The 16,726-nt window shown below is 67.5% G+C and carries 17 protein-coding genes; 6 read left to right on the forward strand and 11 right to left on the reverse strand.

All coding sequences use genetic code 11. The features are described 5' to 3' along the window. The first annotated feature begins 23 nt into the window (after window positions 1-23). Window positions 24-167: a hypothetical protein gene (locus NVV99_RS20030; RefSeq protein ID WP_019290230.1), complete on the forward strand. Its 144-nt coding sequence runs from the start codon at window positions 24-26 to the stop codon at window positions 165-167. A 27-nt stretch (window positions 168-194) separates the two neighbouring features. Here the strand turns inward: NVV99_RS20030 and NVV99_RS20035 are convergent, their stop codons facing one another. The 10 genes from NVV99_RS20035 to NVV99_RS27135 all read right to left on the reverse strand — a co-directional run bounded on the left by NVV99_RS20035 (window position 195) and on the right by NVV99_RS27135 (window position 10,159). Further along, window positions 195-1,655, reverse strand: coding sequence for a catalase (locus NVV99_RS20035; RefSeq protein ID WP_019290231.1), 1,461 nt, complete (start codon window positions 1,653-1,655; stop codon window positions 195-197). A gap of 94 nt (window positions 1,656-1,749) precedes the next feature. Then, entirely contained in the window at window positions 1,750-2,184 is a 435-nt protein-coding gene (locus NVV99_RS20040) for a Fur family transcriptional regulator (RefSeq protein WP_024102806.1), read from the reverse strand. Window positions 2,185-2,370: 186 nt separating this feature from the next. After that, entirely contained in the window at window positions 2,371-2,634 is a 264-nt protein-coding gene (locus tag NVV99_RS20045) for an SDR family NAD(P)-dependent oxidoreductase (protein WP_024102805.1), read from the reverse strand. A gap of 52 nt (window positions 2,635-2,686) precedes the next feature. Further along, entirely contained in the window at window positions 2,687-3,319 is a 633-nt protein-coding gene (locus NVV99_RS20050; protein WP_024102804.1) for a hypothetical protein, read from the reverse strand. Next, entirely contained in the window at window positions 3,312-5,024 is a 1,713-nt protein-coding gene (locus tag NVV99_RS20055; RefSeq protein ID WP_024102803.1) for an FAD-dependent oxidoreductase, read from the reverse strand. The genes NVV99_RS20050 and NVV99_RS20055 overlap by 8 nt, the downstream gene beginning before the upstream one ends. A gap of 26 nt (window positions 5,025-5,050) precedes the next feature. Further along, window positions 5,051-6,556: an NAD(P)/FAD-dependent oxidoreductase gene (locus tag NVV99_RS20060; RefSeq protein ID WP_024102802.1), complete on the reverse strand. Its 1,506-nt coding sequence runs from the start codon at window positions 6,554-6,556 to the stop codon at window positions 5,051-5,053. Further along, window positions 6,553-7,131 carry a TetR/AcrR family transcriptional regulator gene (locus NVV99_RS20065; RefSeq protein WP_024102801.1) on the reverse strand — a complete coding sequence of 193 codons (579 nt, stop codon included), beginning with the start codon at window positions 7,129-7,131 and terminating at the stop codon, window positions 6,553-6,555. Before NVV99_RS20065 ends, NVV99_RS20060 begins: the two co-directional genes overlap by 4 nt. 143 nt (window positions 7,132-7,274) lie before the next feature. Then, window positions 7,275-8,336 (reverse strand): aspartate-semialdehyde dehydrogenase, encoded by a 1,062-nt coding sequence (locus NVV99_RS20070; RefSeq protein WP_071936173.1) that lies wholly within the window; start codon window positions 8,334-8,336, stop codon window positions 7,275-7,277. Between the two features lie 2 nt (window positions 8,337-8,338). Beyond that, window positions 8,339-9,604, reverse strand: coding sequence for an aspartate kinase (locus NVV99_RS20075; protein WP_024102799.1), 1,266 nt, complete (start codon window positions 9,602-9,604; stop codon window positions 8,339-8,341). A gap of 78 nt (window positions 9,605-9,682) precedes the next feature. Continuing rightward, complete coding sequence (locus NVV99_RS27135; protein ID WP_313906255.1) at window positions 9,683-10,159, reverse strand: DUF4185 domain-containing protein; 477 nt, start codon at window positions 10,157-10,159, stop codon at window positions 9,683-9,685. A gap of 240 nt (window positions 10,160-10,399) precedes the next feature. Between NVV99_RS27135 and leuA the strand changes: the two genes are divergently transcribed. Further along, a complete protein-coding gene (leuA, locus tag NVV99_RS20085; RefSeq protein ID WP_024102798.1) occupies window positions 10,400-12,211 on the forward strand; it encodes a 2-isopropylmalate synthase in 1,812 nt (603 codons plus the stop codon). Between the two features lie 233 nt (window positions 12,212-12,444). Continuing rightward, window positions 12,445-12,819 carry an SHOCT domain-containing protein gene (locus NVV99_RS20090; protein ID WP_006552449.1) on the forward strand — a complete coding sequence of 125 codons (375 nt, stop codon included), beginning with the start codon at window positions 12,445-12,447 and terminating at the stop codon, window positions 12,817-12,819. Between the two features lie 22 nt (window positions 12,820-12,841). Here NVV99_RS20090 and NVV99_RS20095 read toward each other — a convergent pair whose 3' ends face one another. Continuing rightward, a complete protein-coding gene (locus NVV99_RS20095; protein ID WP_024102797.1) occupies window positions 12,842-13,738 on the reverse strand; it encodes a LysR family transcriptional regulator in 897 nt (298 codons plus the stop codon). Window positions 13,739-13,810: 72 nt separating this feature from the next. On the opposite strand from NVV99_RS20095, the gene NVV99_RS20100 reads away from it, so the two are divergent. The 3 genes from NVV99_RS20100 to NVV99_RS20110 are packed head-to-tail and all read left to right on the forward strand — an operon-like array spanning window position 13,811 to window position 16,699. Then, entirely contained in the window at window positions 13,811-14,848 is a 1,038-nt protein-coding gene (locus NVV99_RS20100; RefSeq protein ID WP_024102796.1) for an EamA family transporter, read from the forward strand. Further along, window positions 14,743-15,996, forward strand: a complete 1,254-nt coding sequence (locus tag NVV99_RS20105; RefSeq protein ID WP_024102795.1) for a Mur ligase family protein — start codon at window positions 14,743-14,745, stop codon at window positions 15,994-15,996. The genes NVV99_RS20100 and NVV99_RS20105 overlap by 106 nt, the downstream gene beginning before the upstream one ends. Further along, window positions 15,989-16,699, forward strand: coding sequence for a type 1 glutamine amidotransferase (locus tag NVV99_RS20110; RefSeq protein ID WP_006552453.1), 711 nt, complete (start codon window positions 15,989-15,991; stop codon window positions 16,697-16,699). Before NVV99_RS20105 ends, NVV99_RS20110 begins: the two co-directional genes overlap by 8 nt. Window positions 16,700-16,726: the final 27 nt, after the last annotated feature.

The raw sequence follows: 16,726 nt of genomic DNA on the forward strand, positions 1-16,726 counted from the left end.
CGGCAGGGCCGCCCACCGGAGAGGTGGACGGCCCTGGCGTCTGTGCCGGATTCCTCGTTTGCGAGGAAGATGGAGTTGTCGTCGTCGGATGGAGGGAGAGCGACATGGACACCACGCTGATCGTGCTGGCGCTGGCAGCCCTGATCTACTGGTGGGGACTGCTCTGATCCCGCCGCATCTCCCCCGGTGACGGGTCAGGCTCCGGCGCGCACGCCCGCCTCGACCCGCTTGCCGAGCTCCTCGTCGACGTTGCGCCAGTACTCGAAGATCCGCTCGTAGAGCGCCTCCGAGGTACCGCCGAGGACGTGTCCGACGATGTTGTTCACGAGGCGTTCGCGCTCCGCGTCGTCCATCACGTCGCGGACGAGGGTGCCCGCCTGACCGAAGTCGTCGTCCTCTGGGTGCTGCACGTAGCCCGCGCGCACGGCCTCGGTTCCGAAGTTCCACAGACCTTCGTCGCCGGCCCGCTCGGGATCGGCATGCGGACCACCGAAGCTGTTCGGTGCGTAGACCGGGGTCTGCGGATCGTTGAAGGTGAAGGCCATGTTGCCCTCCTTGCTGTAGGAGTCGACACGGGCGGCCTTCGCGGAGTTCACCGGCAGCTGTGCGTGGTTGACGCCGATGCGGTAGCGGTGGGCGTCGGCGTAGGAGAACACGCGGCCGAGCAGCATCTTGTCGGGCGAGAAACCGATGCCCGGCACGACGTTCGACGGGGCGAACGCGGCCTGCTCGATCTCTGCGAAGAAGTTGCGCGGGTTGCGGTTCAGGGTCATCGTGCCGACCTTGATCAACGGGTAGTCCTTTTGCGACCACACCTTGGTCAGGTCGAACGGGTTGAACCGGTAGTTCTCCGCCTCCGCGACCGGCATGATCTGCACGTGGAGCGTCCAGCTCGGGAACTCGCCACGCTCGATCGCCTTGTAGAGGTCGGCGCGGTGGTAGTCGGGATCCGAGCCGGCGAGGCGGTCGGCCTCGTCCTGGGTGAGGAACTCGATGCCCTGGTCGGTCTTGAAGTGGTATTTCACCCAGAAGCGCTCACCGTCGGCGTTGATCCATTGGTAGGTATGCGAACCGAAGCCGTCCATGTGGCGCCACGTGCGCGGCAGGCCACGGTCGCCCATCAGCCAGGTGACCTGGTGTGCGGTCTCGGGGCGCAGGGTCCAGAAGTCCCACTGCATCGTGTGGTCGCGCAGGCCGGAGCCGGGCAGGCGCTTCTGCGAGTGGATGAAGTCGGGGAACTTGATCGGGTCCTTGATGAAGAAGATCGGCGTGTTGTTGCCGACCAGGTCGTAGTTCCCGTCCTCGGTGTAGAACTTCAAAGCGAAACCGCGCGGGTCGCGCCAGGTGTCGGGGCTGCCCTGTTCACCGGCGACCGTCGAGAAGCGTGCCAGCATCTCGGTTTTCACGCCCGGCCGGAACAGCTTGGCCTTCGTGTAGGCGGAGACGTCCTCGGTGACGACGAGCTCACCGAACGCGCCGGCGCCCTTGGCGTGCACGACGCGCTCGGGCACCCGCTCGCGGTTGAAGTGCGCGAGCTTCTCGACCAGGTAGTGGTCGTGGAGCAGGATCGGCCCCTGGGTGCCCGCGGTGAGCGACTCGTTGTCGCTGGCGACGGGGATACCGACGTTGTTCGTGGTGTAACGGGCATTCGTCATGGTGACCTCCGTATACGGATGTTCCGGGTCTCGGGACACGAAGCCGGTGGTTCGGCCCGCGGAGGGGCCGGACCACCGGTGAAGCGAGTGGGCGCTAGTCGGCGCGGCAATCGGGGCACAGGCCCCAGAAGGTGACCTCTGCTTCGTCGATGACGAAGCCGTGGTCGTCGGACGGTGTCAGGCAGGGCGCGGCCCCGACCACGCAATCGATGTCGACGACCGTGCCGCATGCGCGGCACACGAGGTGGTGGTGGTTGTCGCCGATGCGGGTCTCGTACCGTGCGGGTGATCCGGCCGGTTCGATCCGGCGGAGCAACCCGTTCCCCACGCATGCCTTGAGTACGTCGTACACGGCCTGCGTCGACACCGAGCCGAGTTCGTCGCGCACGTGGGCGGCAATTCCGTCCGCATCGGAATGCGGATGCTCGGCAACGGTTCTCAGTACGGCAACGCGGGGAGCGGTCACCCGCAGACCCACGGAGCGCAGTTGCTCCTTGGGGTCGAAGTGATGCTCGTGTCCTTGTTGCATGACACCAAGTATGCCCCTTTTCTGGAATAAGTCAAGAAAAGGATCGGTGCGGTGCCCGTCACGCCTACTTCGGGTCTCCGATCGGATCAGAGGTCGGTGTGGTCGGCGCCCGCCGGCGCCCGGCGCGCCTCGGTCGTCTCTCCGCACGGCCGGATACTCACCGAGTGTCGAATCGGGAAGTGCGAGCTAGTCTTTCGTCAGGAAATCGGTCCGCACGTATCCCGGTTCGATCAGATTCACCCCGATACCGAGATCGGCGACCTCCGCGGCGAGCGCTTCCGTCAGGGCCTCGAGCGCGAACTTGCCCGCACTGTAGAGCCCCCCAGCCCGGGAAGGTCGTGAGCCCCAGGATCGACGAGACGTTGACGATGTGCCCGCGACGGTTGCTCCTGAACACCGGAAACGCCGCCCCATCACGTTCAGCACCCCGAAGATCTGCACGTCGAACATCGCGTGTGCGTCGGCATCGGCGATCTCCTCGACGGCGGAGAGACCGGCTGACCTACATACGCGACACGACTCGCGACGCGCCCGTGGACATCCGTCCGGAGGTGATGACGATGCCGTGGTGGGTGCCGGGGCGAAGCCAGCGGCTCAGCGTCGGTCCCTCCGCCGCGACGGTCACCCGCGCGTAACGGAACTTCCCCCGCAGCCGGGCGGTGGCGCGTTCGACGGCGCCGCCGGGGATCGGCTGGGCGAAGGTCAGTCCACCTGCGATCGGCAGTTCCGGGCCCTTCGGCGCGGCCGAGGTGGCCACGCTCCATCGGGCGCCGGTCGCGGAGAAATCGCCGAGGACGTCGCCGTCGAACTTCGCGAGCACCTTCGGCAGCTTCCAGTGTTCGCGACCACCGTGCACCGACGGCTCGGAGTCGACGGCGATGAACGGCACCGCCATCGCCGGGATCAGGTCGCGGCGCAGCACCGGGCTGGCCAGCACCTCGCGGTACGGCCCGACCGGCGAGTCGAGGTAGTCGACCATCATCGCGAGGGTGATGGGCAGGGTCGCGCCGGTCGGCCCGTACTGGGAGGCGTCCGGGGTGCTGCGATGCCACCACAGGGTGGCCCGCACGGAGGCCGGCCATGGCGGTGGCGGCGAGACCGGATAGTCGGTGCGTTCGTCCTCGCTCTCAGGCACTGTCCAGAGCACGGGCGCTCTCCTTCCGAACGGGGGTGATGGGCAGTCGCAGCGCCGCCGGGGCCTCGACGGGCACGGCCGGACGCACGGGCTGCACGGGCTGCACGGGTTCGTAGGCCGACCCGAGCGGAGGCCGGTTGTCCTTCTCCCCCTTGTTCGGCCACAGCGCCAGCGCACGTTCGGCCTGCGCGGTGATCGTGAGGGACGGGTTCACGCCGAGGTTGGCGCTCACCGCGGAGCCGTCGACGACGTGCAGACCCTTGTGCCCGTAGACACGCAGGTACGGGTCGACGGTGCCGGTACGCGGCGAATCGCCGATCGCGCACCCGCCGAGGAAGTGCGCGGTCATCGGGATGTCGAACAGGTCGGCGATCGAACCACCGGCGTCGCCGTCGATCTTGTCGGCGACGCGGCGGACCGCTTCGTGGCCCACCGGAATCCACTCGGGCGGCGGAGTGCCCGGCCCCTGCTTGCTGGTCAGGCCCCGGCCGATCGGCGCGCGCCGGGTCGCGAGCTCGAGAGAGTTGTCGTCGGTCTGCATCACGAGAGCGATGACCGTGCGCTCGGACCAGTTCCGGACCGACAGCGAGCGGAGGAAGGCGGCGGGATTCTTCGCGGCGACACCGAAGAACTTCAGCAGTCGCGGCATCCGCGTGCCACCGTCGATGAGCAGCGCCTGGAGCAGACCGATCAGGTTGCTGCCCTTGCCGTACCGCACCGGTTCGATGTGGGTGTGGTCGTCCGGGTGGAAGGACGACGTGATGGCCACGCCCTTCGTGTAGTCGACGACGAGATCCTGCGCGGTCGCGGCGAGCACCGCCTCGGAGTTGGTGCGCACCACGGTGCCGAGGGCCGGAGACAGGTTCGGCAGGTCGCCGGTCTCGCGGCTCGCGAGCAGCAGGCGCGCCGTACCGTAGGTACCGGCCGCGATCACCACCTGGTCGGCGGTGAAGACCTTGCGGCGCTTCCTGATGCCGTTCGTGCTGCGGGTGTGGACCTCATACCCACCACCGGTACGGGGCACCACACGGGTCACCGTCGTGAGGGCGTGGATGTGCGCGCCGGCCTTCTCCGCGAGGTAGAGGTAGTTCTTGACGAGCGTGTTCTTCGCTCCCACACGGCAACCCGTCATGCAGCTGCCGCACTCCGTGCAGCCGGTGCGGTCGGGGCCGGCTCCACCGAAGAACGGGTCGGGCACCGTCCTGCCGGGCTCGTCGAAGAACACACCGACCGGGGTGGTCGTGTAGGTGTGGCCGACACCCATCTCGTCGGCGACCTGGCGCATCACCTCGTCCGCGGGCGTGATGCTGGGATTGGGGCGGACGCCGAGCATCCGTGCCGCCTGGTCGTAGTACGGCGTCAGTTCCGCTTCCCAATCGGTGATGTGACCCCACTGCGGGTCGCGGAAGAAGGGCGTCGGCGGCTTGTACAGGGTGTTGGCGTAGTTCAGCGACCCGCCGCCCACACCGGCTCCCGCCATGACGAGCACGTTGGGCAGCAGGTGCATGCGCTGCACCCCGTAGCATCCCACCTGCGGCGCCCACAGGTACTTGCGCAGCCGCCAGCTCGTCTCGGGCAGCTCGTCGTCCTCGAAACGCCGTCCGGCCTCGAGAACTCCTATCTTGTATCCCTTCTCGGTGGCGCGCAGTGCTGCGACGCTGCCGCCGAATCCGGATCCGATAACGAGGACGTCGTAATGGGTCATGCGCCCGCTCCTGCCGTCGCTCTGCTTCATGCGCCCGCTCCTGCCGTCGCTCGGTGTTCCGTGTAGCTCTCCGGGTCGAACTGCTTGGTCCGCGCCCGGTACTGCCACGTGAAGGTCGGCCACATCACGGAATTGCGGCCCTTCTCGTCGATGTACCAGCTGCTGCAGCCACCCTGGTTCCAGACCGTGTTGTTCAGCGCCGGGTCGAGATCGGCGGTGTAGCGGCGCACCGCGTCGTCGCGCACCTCCACGGCCGAGATGCCGTGACGCTCCATCGTGCGCAGCGCGTCGGAGATGTAGTTGGCCTGGGATTCGAGCATGTACACGATCGAGCTGTGGCCGAGATTGGTGTTGGGGCCGTACATGAGGAACAGATTGGGGAAGCCGGGCACGGTGATGCCGAGATAGGCCGAGGGGCTGCCGTCCCAGGTCTCGGCGAGGGTGCGGCCGTCGCCACCGCGGATATGGTGCGCGACCGGCGGTTCCGTCGGCGTGAAACCGGTACCGAAGACGATGGTGTCGACCGGGTACTCGGTGCCCTTGTCGTCGACGACACCGTTCTCGGTGACCGCTGCCAGACCGGAGGACACCACGTCCACCTTCGGGCGGGTGATGGCCGGGAACCAGTCGTTGGACAACAGGATCCGCTTGCAGGTGATCGCGAAATCGGGGGTCAGGCGCTTGCGCAGCTCAGGATCGCGCACGTTCTTGCGCAGCACCTGGCGTGCCCGGACCTCGAACAGCGGCAGGAGGTACTTGCGGGCGAAGGGCTTCGTCATGCCGACGACGTAGATCTCCCTCTGCCCGTACACGAATCCGCGCATGAGCTTCTGGGCCAGGGAGAAGCGCCGGTAGAGCGTGCGGACCGACCGCGCGATGACGTGGTCGTGCTTGGGCATCACCCAGGAGGCCGTGCGCTGGAACAGCGTGAGATGTTCGACGCGGTCGACGATCGCCGGCACGAACTGGATGGCCGACGCGCCGGTACCGATGACGGCGACACGCTCACCCGTGAGGTCGTGGTCGTGATCCCACTCGGCCGAATGGAACTTCTTGCCGCGGAACAACTCCAGTCCGGAAACCTTCGGATAGGTGGGTGTGGAGAGGGCGCCGGTCGCGGCGACGAGCACGTCGGCCGTCAGGTCGCCACGGGAGGTGGAGATCCGCCACACGGCACGCTCGGCGTCCCACTGCGCCGCGCGCAGTTCGCACCCGAACATCGTCCGGTCGGTCACGCCCTGCTCACGTGCAACACGGCGGAGGTACGCGTAGATCTCCTCCTGGGTGCCGTACGCTCGCGACCAGTCGGGTTCGGGCGCGAAGGAGAACGAGTACAGCGCGCTCGGAACATCGCATGCGGCACCGGGATAGGTGTTCACGCGCCAGGTTCCGCCGACGTCGTCACCGCGCTCGAGGACGAGGACGTCGGCGTCGGGGTTCTCGCGCAACAGCGTTGCGGTCATACCGATGCCACCGAAGCCCGCGCCGACGACGAGCGTGTGCACGTGATCGGGAAGCAGTGCGAGACTCATTTCATCACCAGCGCCTTCCAGACCGGGAGCAGGCGCTCCCGGAATTCTCGATCGGATTCGGGGGTACGCATCAGGGCCGAGACGGCGAAGCCCCGGGCGATTTCGATGCTGAGGTCGATGTGGTCGGGCGAGACCCGGTCGCCCATGATCTCCAGGCAACCCGTGCGGAGCGCGTCCGACACCTTGCGTTCGAGCGGGATCACCGCCTCGTGCAGGGACGGATCGGTCCGCGCCGCGACCCACAGTTCGAGCGCTGCGGCGAAGAGCGGGCCGGAGAAGGCATCCATGAGCGTTTCGAAGCCGTGCTCCGGATCGGGTCGTGTCTCGAGGATCTCCTGCAGCCGCCTGTCGACGAGGTGCCCGACCGCCGCGACGACAAGGCTCTCCTTCGTCGGGAAGTGGTGGAGCTGGGCGCCTCGCGAGACTCCGGCACGTTTGGCGATGCCCTGCGTGCTGGTTCCCGAATAGCCATGCTCGACGAGCGAGTCGACCGCGGCGTCGAGCAGCTTGGCTCGCGTCGCGGCTGTGCGTTGCGCCTGGGTGCGACCACCGTTCGGCGCAGTGTCCTGGATCACGCATCGCAGCGTAACGGGAAAACAACAAACAGTCCAGACTGCTTGTAAATATTTCTCGGGTATACCGGATCAGGCCCGAAACGCGACGGAGCGGGTGGACCCGAAGAGGTCCACCCGCTCCGTCGAGAAGGTCGAAAGGTCGCCTAGACGAGCAGCTCAGCGATCTGGATGGTGTTGAGAGCAGCACCCTTGCGCAGATTGTCGCCCGAGACGAAGAGCGCGAGACCGCGGCCCTCAGGAGCACCCGGATCCTGACGGATGCGGCCCACGAGCGAGACGTCGTCGCCCGCTGCGGCGAGCGGGGTCGGCACGTCGACGAGGCGGACGCCCGGAGCGTTCGCGAGCAGCTCCTGCGCACGCTCGACCGACAGCGGCCGCTCGAACTCGGCGTTGATCGACAGCGAGTGGCCGGTCACGACGGGAACGCGCACGCACGTGCCCGACACGAGCAGGTCCGGCAGGCCGAGGATCTTGCGCGACTCGTTGCGCAGCTTCTGGTCCTCGTCGGTCTCACCCGTCCCGTCGTCGACGATCGAGCCGGCGAGCGGCACGACGTTGAACGCGATGGGCGCGACGTACTTGTTCGGGGCCGGGAAGTCGACGGCGTCGCCCGCGTGGACGAGCTTGTCGGCCTCGTCGGCGACGGCACGCACCTGGCCGACGAGTTCCTCGACGCCCGCCAGTCCGCTACCGGAGACCGCCTGGTAGCTCGACACGATCAGGCGCTGGAGTCCGGCCTCGTCGTGCAGTGCCTTGAGCACCGGCATCGCGGCCATCGTGGTGCAGTTCGGGTTGGCGATGATGCCCTTCGGTGGGTTCTTCACCTGCTCCGGGTTGACCTCGCTGACGACGAGCGGAACCTCGGGGTCCTTGCGCCATGCCGACGAGTTGTCGACGACGATCGCACCGGCGGCCGCGAAGCGCGGAGCCTGTTCCTTGGAGAGGGTGCCACCGGCCGAGAACAGCGCGATGTCGATGCCCTTCAGATCCTCGTCGGAGGTCGCCGCGACGTCCTCGACCACGATCTCCTCACCGCGGAACGGTAGCTTCTTGCCGGCCGAGCGGGCCGACGCGAAGAACCGAACCGTGTCGGCCGGGAAGTTGCGCTCCTCGAGCAGGGTGCGCATGACGATACCGACCTGCCCCGTGGCGCCTACGACCGCAATGGTCTTGCCCGTCGCTTCGCTCGCCTGATTGGTGGTCACGATTACCGCCCCGTTCCTGCGTGCACGACGGCCTCTTCTTCGCCGCCGAGCTCGAATGCCGCGTGCAGAGCGCGCACGGCGTCGTCGAGTTCGTTGTCATCCACGAGCACGGAGATGCGGATCTCCGACGTCGAGATCAGGTCGATGTTGATGGCGGCGTCGGCGAGAGCCTCGCAGAACTTGGCCGTGACGCCGGGGTGGCTCTTCATGCCGGCACCGACGAGGGAGACCTTGCCGATGTGGTCGTCGAAGAGGACCTGGGTGAAGCCGATGTCGCCCTGCTGCTTGGTGAGGAGCTCGACCGCGCGCGGGCCGTCACTCTTCGGGCAGGTGAAGGTGATGTCGGTCTTGCCGGTCTCGACCTTCGAGATGTTCTGCAGCACCATGTCGATGTTGATCTCGGCGTCGGCGACGGCGCGGAACACCTTGGCGGCGTAACCGGGGGTGTCGGGGATACCGACGACGGTGATCTTCGCTTCGCTGCGATCGTGCGCAACGCCGGTGATCAGGGCCTCTTCCACAGGGATGTCCTCCATCGATCCGGACACCATGGTGCCGGGCTTGGTGGTGTACGACGAACGAACGTGCACGGGCACGTTGTAGCGGCGGGCGTACTCCACGCACCGCAGCATGAGAACCTTCGCACCGCACGCGGCGAGCTCGAGCATCTCCTCGAAGGAGACCTTCTCGAGGCGCTGCGCGTCCTTGACGATGCGCGGGTCCGCGGAGAACACGCCGTCGACGTCGGTGTAGATCTCGCAGACGTCCGCGTTCAACGCGGCGGCGAGTGCGACGGCGGTCGTGTCCGAACCGCCACGACCGAGAGTCGTGATGTCCTTGCTGTCCTGGCTCACACCCTGGAAGCCGGCGACCAGCACGATGCTGCCCTCGTCGAGGGCGGTGCGCACACGGCCTGGGGTGACGTCGATGATCTTCGCCTTGCCGTGGCTGCCCGTGGTGATCACGCCCGCCTGGGAACCGGTGAACGACCGGGCCTCGGCGCCGAGCGAGTGGATCGCCATCGCGACGAGGGAGTTGGAGATGCGCTCACCGGAGGTGAGGAGCATGTCCATTTCGCGGGCCGGCGGGGCCGGGCACACCTGCTGTGCGAGATCGAGGAGTTCGTCGGTCGTGTCTCCCATAGCCGAGACGACGACCACGACGTCGTTGCCCGCCTTCTTGGTCTCGACGATCCTTTCAGCGACGCGCCGGATCCGCTCGGCCGTCGCGACCGAGGATCCTCCGTACTTCTGGACGACGAGTGCCACGCTGGCCAACCTCCGGGTCTCGGGAACAAGTCCAGTGGCCCAGCTTACCGACCGCGGCTTCCATCGACCCGGGGCGTCTCAGGAAAGTGTCGTGCGCAACAGGATGACGTTGTAGTCGCCCCACCGCGAGGCGGTGAAGTAGAGATCCGTATCCGTGGACCACGGGTGGATGAACGGAGCGTAGAGACCACCGATCTCGCGGTGGGGGACCAGCACGCGGGCCTCGCTCCACGGCCCCTCGGGTCTCGCGGACGTCCTCATCTCGATCGTGCCGTTCGCCTCGTTGCCGTAGAGCATGACGAACTCACCGCCCAGGAACTGCACCGACATCTCCCCGACGGCGGGTGGCACGTCCGGTGTGGCAGCTGCTGCACCGTTCGCGGGAGTGCCCCGAGCCGCGGTCCTGATGATCCCGTGCCGGTGATCCCGTGCCGAAGGATCCGGAGCCCGAACCCGAGCCGGGGAGTTCCCGAGTCGCAGGGTTGGGCGTGCGCCGCGGGGGCGGAGACCGCCATGAGTCCGAGTGCGAGCAGTGCAAGTACCGCTGTCAGGCACGTTCGTATCGATCGGGTCACGACATCACCGCCGCCCGGTCACACGGGACGCATGCGTGTGGGAGGTGCCACTTGGTCGAGGTGGGGTATGGCGCGATACACTGCTGGGCATGCAGCGCGTGCTTCTCCTCGGCCGCCGCGGCGGGATCTGACCAGACCGGCTTCCCGTCGCGGGGTTTCGACGCGCCGGTCGATATTCGATCTGGGCCCACAGGTCCCCTTTTCTCTTTGGAGTTACGTCATGTCACCCGCCGACGCTTTCACCTCCGGCTCGCGCACCATCACGCCGCCGAGCAAGCCGGCCCCGGCCGACCAGCCGTCGTGGAACAAGCAGAAGAACTCGTCGATGCCGACCTACCGGTACCGGCCGTTCGCCGAGGAAGTCGAGTCGATCTCGCTGCCCGACCGCACCTGGCCCGACAAGATCATCGATCGCGCCCCGGCGTGGTGCGCCGTGGACCTGCGCGACGGCAACCAGGCGCTGATCGACCCGATGAGCCCCGCCCGTAAGCGGCGCATGTTCGATCTGCTCGTACGCATGGGCTACAAGGAGATCGAGGTCGGTTTCCCGTCCGCGAGCCAGACCGATTTCGATTTCGTCCGCGAGATCATCGAGGACGGCGCGATTCCCGACGATGTCACCATCCAGGTGCTGACGCAGTCCCGCCCCGAACTGATCAAGCGCACCTTCGAGGCGTGCGCCGGGGCGCAGAACGTGATCGTGCACTTCTACAACTCCACGTCGATCCTGCAGCGTCGCGTGGTGTTCCGCGCCGACAAGGAGACCGTCGAGAAGATCGCGACCGACGCCGCGGAGTTGGTGCTCGAAGAGGCGAAGAACCACCCCGACACCAACTGGCGCTGGGAGTACTCCCCCGAGTCGTACACCGGAACCGAGCTGTCGTACGCCAAGGATGTCTGCGACGCGGTCGTCGAGACCTTGGGCGCGACCCCCGAGAACCCGGTGATCATCAACCTGCCTGCCACCGTCGAGATGGCCACCCCCAACGTCTACGCCGACTCGATCGAGTGGATGCACCGCAACCTGGCGAAGCGCGACTCGATCATCCTGTCGCTGCACCCGCACAACGACCGCGGCACGGGTGTCGCCGCGGCCGAGCTGGGCTACCAGGCCGGTGCCGACCGCATCGAGGGCTGCCTCTTCGGCAACGGTGAGCGCACCGGCAACGTCTGCCTGGTGACCCTGGGCATGAATATGTTCAGCCGTGGCGTCGACCCGCAGATCGACTTCTCGAACATCGACGAGATCCGCCGCACGGTCGAGTACTGCAACCAGCTGCCCGTCCACGAGCGCCACCCCTACGGTGGCGACCTGGTCTACACCGCCTTCTCCGGCAGCCACCAGGACGCGATCAACAAGGGCATCGACGCGATGAAGGTCGACGCCGAAGCCGCCGGTGTCGACGTCGACGACCACACCTGGGCCGTGCCCTACCTGCCGATCGACCCGAAGGACGTCGGCCGCACCTACGAGGCCGTGATCCGCGTGAACTCGCAGTCCGGCAAGGGCGGCATCGCGTACATCATGAAGCACGACCACGGCCTGAACCTGCCGCGTCGCCTGCAGATCGAGTTCTCGCAGGCCGTGCAGAAGGTCACCGACGGTGATGGTGGCGAGGTCAGCCCCAAGGAGATGTGGGACATCTTCCACGAGGAGTACCTGGCCCCGGTCTCGCCGCTCGAGCGCATCCGGCAGAAGGTCACCGCGGCCGAGACCGACGACGGTGAGGACAGCATCGCCGCCGTGCTGAAGGTCGACGGCGTGGAGAAGGAGATCTCCGGCAGCGGCAACGGCCCGCTGGCGGCCTTCGTGGACGCCCTCGAGTCGCTGGGCTACCAGGTGGCCGTTCGCGGTTACGCCGAGCACGCCATGTCCGCCGGCGACGACGCCAACGCCGCGGCCTACGTCGAGGCCGACGTCACGCGTCCCGACGGCACGACCGTCCTGGTGTGGGGCGTGGGCATCGCCCCGTCGATCACCACGGCGTCGCTGCGCGCGATGGTCTCCGCGGTGAACCGCTCGCACCGCTGATCCGTCTCCGAACCGAATGCGGTGGACCCATGAGGGTCCACCGCATTCGTCGTTTTCGGGGATTTTCACCCCGACAATTCATCTCGCAAATACCGTTTCGGGCAATTACCGCACTCTCCGGAAAGATACAGTTCCGAATGTTCGACGAGAACGAACCCGTTCACGGGTGATATCCGTCGAATTCCGCAATTTCCGTCCCGCAGAGTCGTTCTGCTCGAACCCGGAGTGTGCGTATGGAGTTCATGGACATCATCTGGTACATCATCGTCTGCTTCGCATTCATCGCGTACCTCATCATGCTGTGGATGATCATCGGGGATCTGTTCCGCAACCGCGAACAGTCCGGCTGGGTCAAGGCGATCTGGATCGTCTTCCTGTTCGTCTTCCCGTGGCTCACGGGCCTGATCTATCTGATCGTCCACGGCACCGGAATGGCAGAGCGCTCCGCGAAGGAGGCCGCGCAGTACAAGGCCGTGCAGGACGACTACATCCGCTCGGTCGCCGGCAAGTCGCCCGCCGAACACATAGCCGACGCGAAGAAGCTGCTCGACGAGGGTGTCATCGACCAGGCCGAGTTCGACGCACTGAAAGCCAAGGCACTCGCCTGATCCCGCGCGACCACCCGTTCGTTCACATCGACAGCTTCCGTGCCGCTGCGGTCCGGAAGCTGTCGAGCACGGCACCCACGGCTGGCCGTCGCGACGCTCCCGGGCGGGTGACGAGCTCGTAGATCCGCGCCGCACGTACACCGGCCAGCGGCAGGCGCACCAAGGCGGGATGCAGAACCGAGTACCGCGGCAGCAGGGCCACCCCGTGCCCCGCCGCGACGAGTTCCTCGATGACACGGAAGTCGTTGATGCGGTGCACAACCCGAGCACGGATGCCCGTCACCGCCGCGACGGAGAGCAACACGTCGTCGACGGGGAATCCACCCCGCACACTGATCCAGCGCTCCCCCACCAGTTCGTCGACCTGCACGCGGTCCTGCGCCGCGAGCCGGTGCCCGGGAGGGAGGACGACATCGATCGGTTCGCGCATGAGCGTCTCGACGTGGACACGCGGCCCGGACAGCGGAGCCGAACGCTCGTCGCGGTGGGTGAGCACCACGTCGTAGTCGGCGAGCAGTGCGGGCGCGGCCGAGGCCGGGACGTCCTCGTCGCTCACGTCCAACTCGACGCCGATCGCCCCGGCCGCCTCGAGCACGGCCGGCAGCAGGAGTGCTGCCCCGGAGGGGAACGACGCCACGCGCACCCGTCCGCGGGGCGACCGCGCATAGGCGGTCATCTCGTCGGCGGCCCGGTCGAGGGCGTCGAGCACCTCGTCGGCGCGCACCACGAGCGCACGACCCGCGTCGGTGAACCGCAGGCGTCGGCCGTCGGGTTCGAGCAGGGGCACTCCCGCCTCCCGGGCGAGCACCTTGAGCTGCTGCGAGACGGCTGACGGTGTCATCGACAACGCTGCGGCTGTCGCAGCCACGGTTCCGCGGTCGGCGAGTTCGCGCAGTATTCGCAATCGCACGACGTCCATGTAGTAAAACTACACACTTTCTTCAGAAACATTCGCTTGTACTGATTGTTTCCTGCGCAAAGAATTGACGGCATGTCGTTCCGGGACCGTCTGCTCGCGTTCACCGTCGCGGTGCTCTGGGGATGCAACTTCCTCGCGATCAGACTGGGCCTCGACCACTTCCCGCCGTTCTTCTTCGCCGGACTGCGCTTCGCGATCATCGCCGTCCCGGTCCTGCTGTTCGTCCCGCGACCCGCCGTTCCCCTGCGCTGGCTCCTGCTCTACGGCGCCGGGTTCGGCTTCGCCCAGTTCGCCTTCCTGTTCTGGGCGATGGAGGCCGGTCTACCCACGGGCCTCGCGTCGCTCGTACTGCAGTCGTCCGCGCCCTTCACGGTCCTGCTCGCCGTATTGTTCCTGCGCGAACGGCTCGACGGCGTCCGCCTCGCCGGTCTCGTCGTCGCCGTGTCCGGCATGGTGATCGTCGCCGTGGGGCAGGGCGCCGCGGACGCGAGCCTGATCCCCATGACCCTCGCCGTGCTCGCCGGTCTGTCGTGGGCGGTCGGCAACATCGCGACCCGCAAGGCGGGCGCTGCCGACCCCATGCGCCTGATGCTGTGGATGTGCGTCGTGCCCGTGCTCCCCTTCTTCGGAATCTCCTGGTTCGTCGAGGGCCCGCAGGCGTGGTCGACCCTCGATACCGTCGTCACCACCCTGGACGGGGGCCTGGCGCTGGCCGGACTCATCTACGTCGTCCTGGCGGGCACGATCGCCGGCACCGGCATCTACGCCTCGCTGCTGTCGCGCTATCCCGCCGGGGCCGTCGCGCCGCTCTCCCTCATGGTGCCGGTCGTCGGGTTCACCGTCGCGTGGATCACGCTCGGCGAGCGACCGGCACCGTCCTCCCTGATCGGCGGTGTGATCGTCATCGTCGGAGCCCTCGCCGCCCAGGGCGGACACCGCAGTGTGACGAGCAGGACGCTCCTCCGGCGACACAACGCTCCCGCGCCTGTGGAACACTCGCCGACGTGGGAACCAGCACAGGAATCACCGCACGTGGACGGCTCGCATTGCGCGCAGCCCGAGCCGCCGCGTGGGCGTCCCAGAAGGCCGGACGCGGTAAGGGCTCGATGATCGGAGGGCTCGTCGCCCTGAAGATCGACCCGGCACTGATGAAGCAGCTCGGCCACGGCCGGCAGACCGTGCTCGTCACCGGGACGAACGGCAAGTCCACAACGACCCGTATGACGGCCGCCGCGCTCGAGACGATCGATTCGGTCGTCACCCAGGCGGACGGCGCGAACATGGACGCCGGGATCGTCGCCGCGCTCGCCACCGATCTCCGGGCGCCGCTCGCCGCGATCGAGGTCGACGAACTCCACACCCCGCACGTCGCCGACGCCCTCGAGCCCCGCGCGATCGTGCTGCTCAACCTCACCCGCGACCAGCTCGACCGGGTCGGCGAGATCAACATGATCGAGCGGAAGCTGCGTGAGGGCCTGAAGCGGCATCCCGACGCCGTGATCGTCGCGAACTGCGACGACGTGCTCGTCACGTCCGCCGCCTACGACAACCCGAACGTCGTGTGGGTCGCCGCCGGCGCCGGCTGGGCCAACGACTCGGTGAGCTGCCCGCGCACGGGCGAGCCGATCGCCCGCGAAGGCGACCACTGGTACAGCACCGGCTCCGACTTCGCCCGGCCGACACCGGACTGGTGGGTCGACGACGAGAACCTGTACGGACCGGACGGCCTCGTCCTCCCGCTGAAGCTGACCCTCCCCGGTCGCGCCAACCGGGGCAACGCCGCCCAGGCGGTCGCGGCCGCCGTCGCCCTCGGTGCCGATCCGGCGAAGGCCGTCGCTGCCGCCTCGGTCGTCGAAGAGGTCGCCGGTCGCTACAAGACGGTGCAGGTCGGACCGCATTCGGTGCACATGCTGCTCGCGAAGAACCCCGCCGGCTGGCAGGAGGCCTTGTCGATGATCGACCCGACCGTCGACGGCCTGGTGATCGCCGTCAACGGTCAGGTGCCCGACGGTGAGGACCTGTCGTGGCTGTGGGACGTCCGCTTCGAACACTTCGAAGGCGTGCAGGTGGTGGCAGCCGGAGAACGCGGCACCGATCTCGCCGTCCGCCTGACCTACGCGGGTGTCGAGCACACGCTGGTGCCGGATCCGCTGAAGGCCATCGCCTCGTGCCCTCCCGGCCGCGTGGAGGTGCTCGCCAACTACACCGCGTTCCGCGATCTCAACACCGCCATCGCCAGGAGAGCTGCCCATGTCTGAGTCGACCGTCCGCATCGGACTCGTCCTGCCCGACGTGATGGGCACCTACGGCGACGGAGGCAACGCCCTGGTGCTGCGCCAGCGCCTGCGGATGCGCGGTCACGACGCCGAGATCGTCGAGATCGGACTGAACGATCCCGTCCCCGAGTCCCTCGATCTCTACACCCTCGGTGGTGCCGAGGACGCCGCGCAGCGACTGGCCACGCGGCACCTACAGCGTTATCCGGGTCTGCAGCGCGCCGCCGAACGCGGAGCGCCCGTGCTGGCCATCTGTGCTGCGATCCAGGTGCTCGGCCACTGGTACGAGACGTCCTCGGGCGAACGCGTCGACGGTGTCGGCATCCTCGACGCGACCACCTCGCCGCAGCAGACCCGCGCGATCGGCGAGATCGTCATCCGCCCCACCCTCTCCGGCCTCACCCAGCCGCTGACGGGATTCGAGAACCACCGCGGCGGAACGACTCTCGGGTCCGATGCCACCGGACTCGGCCGCGTCGACCGCGGTGTCGGCAACGGCGTGGGCGACGGACTCGAAGGTGCCGTGCAGGGTTCGGTGATCGGCACCTATCTGCACGGTCCCGTGCTCGCCCGCAATCCCGAGCTCGCCGATCATCTCCTGATGCGCGCTCTGGGAGTCGACTCGCTGCCGCCGCTGGATCTGCCCGAGGTCGATCTGCTGCGGCAGGAACGGTTGCGCGCCTGAGTGATCAACCGTGCGCGGCGATGTGTT

Source organism: Rhodococcus sp. PAE-6, assembly GCF_025290685.1.
Lineage (GTDB): Bacteria > Actinomycetota > Actinomycetes > Mycobacteriales > Mycobacteriaceae > Rhodococcus > Rhodococcus pyridinivorans.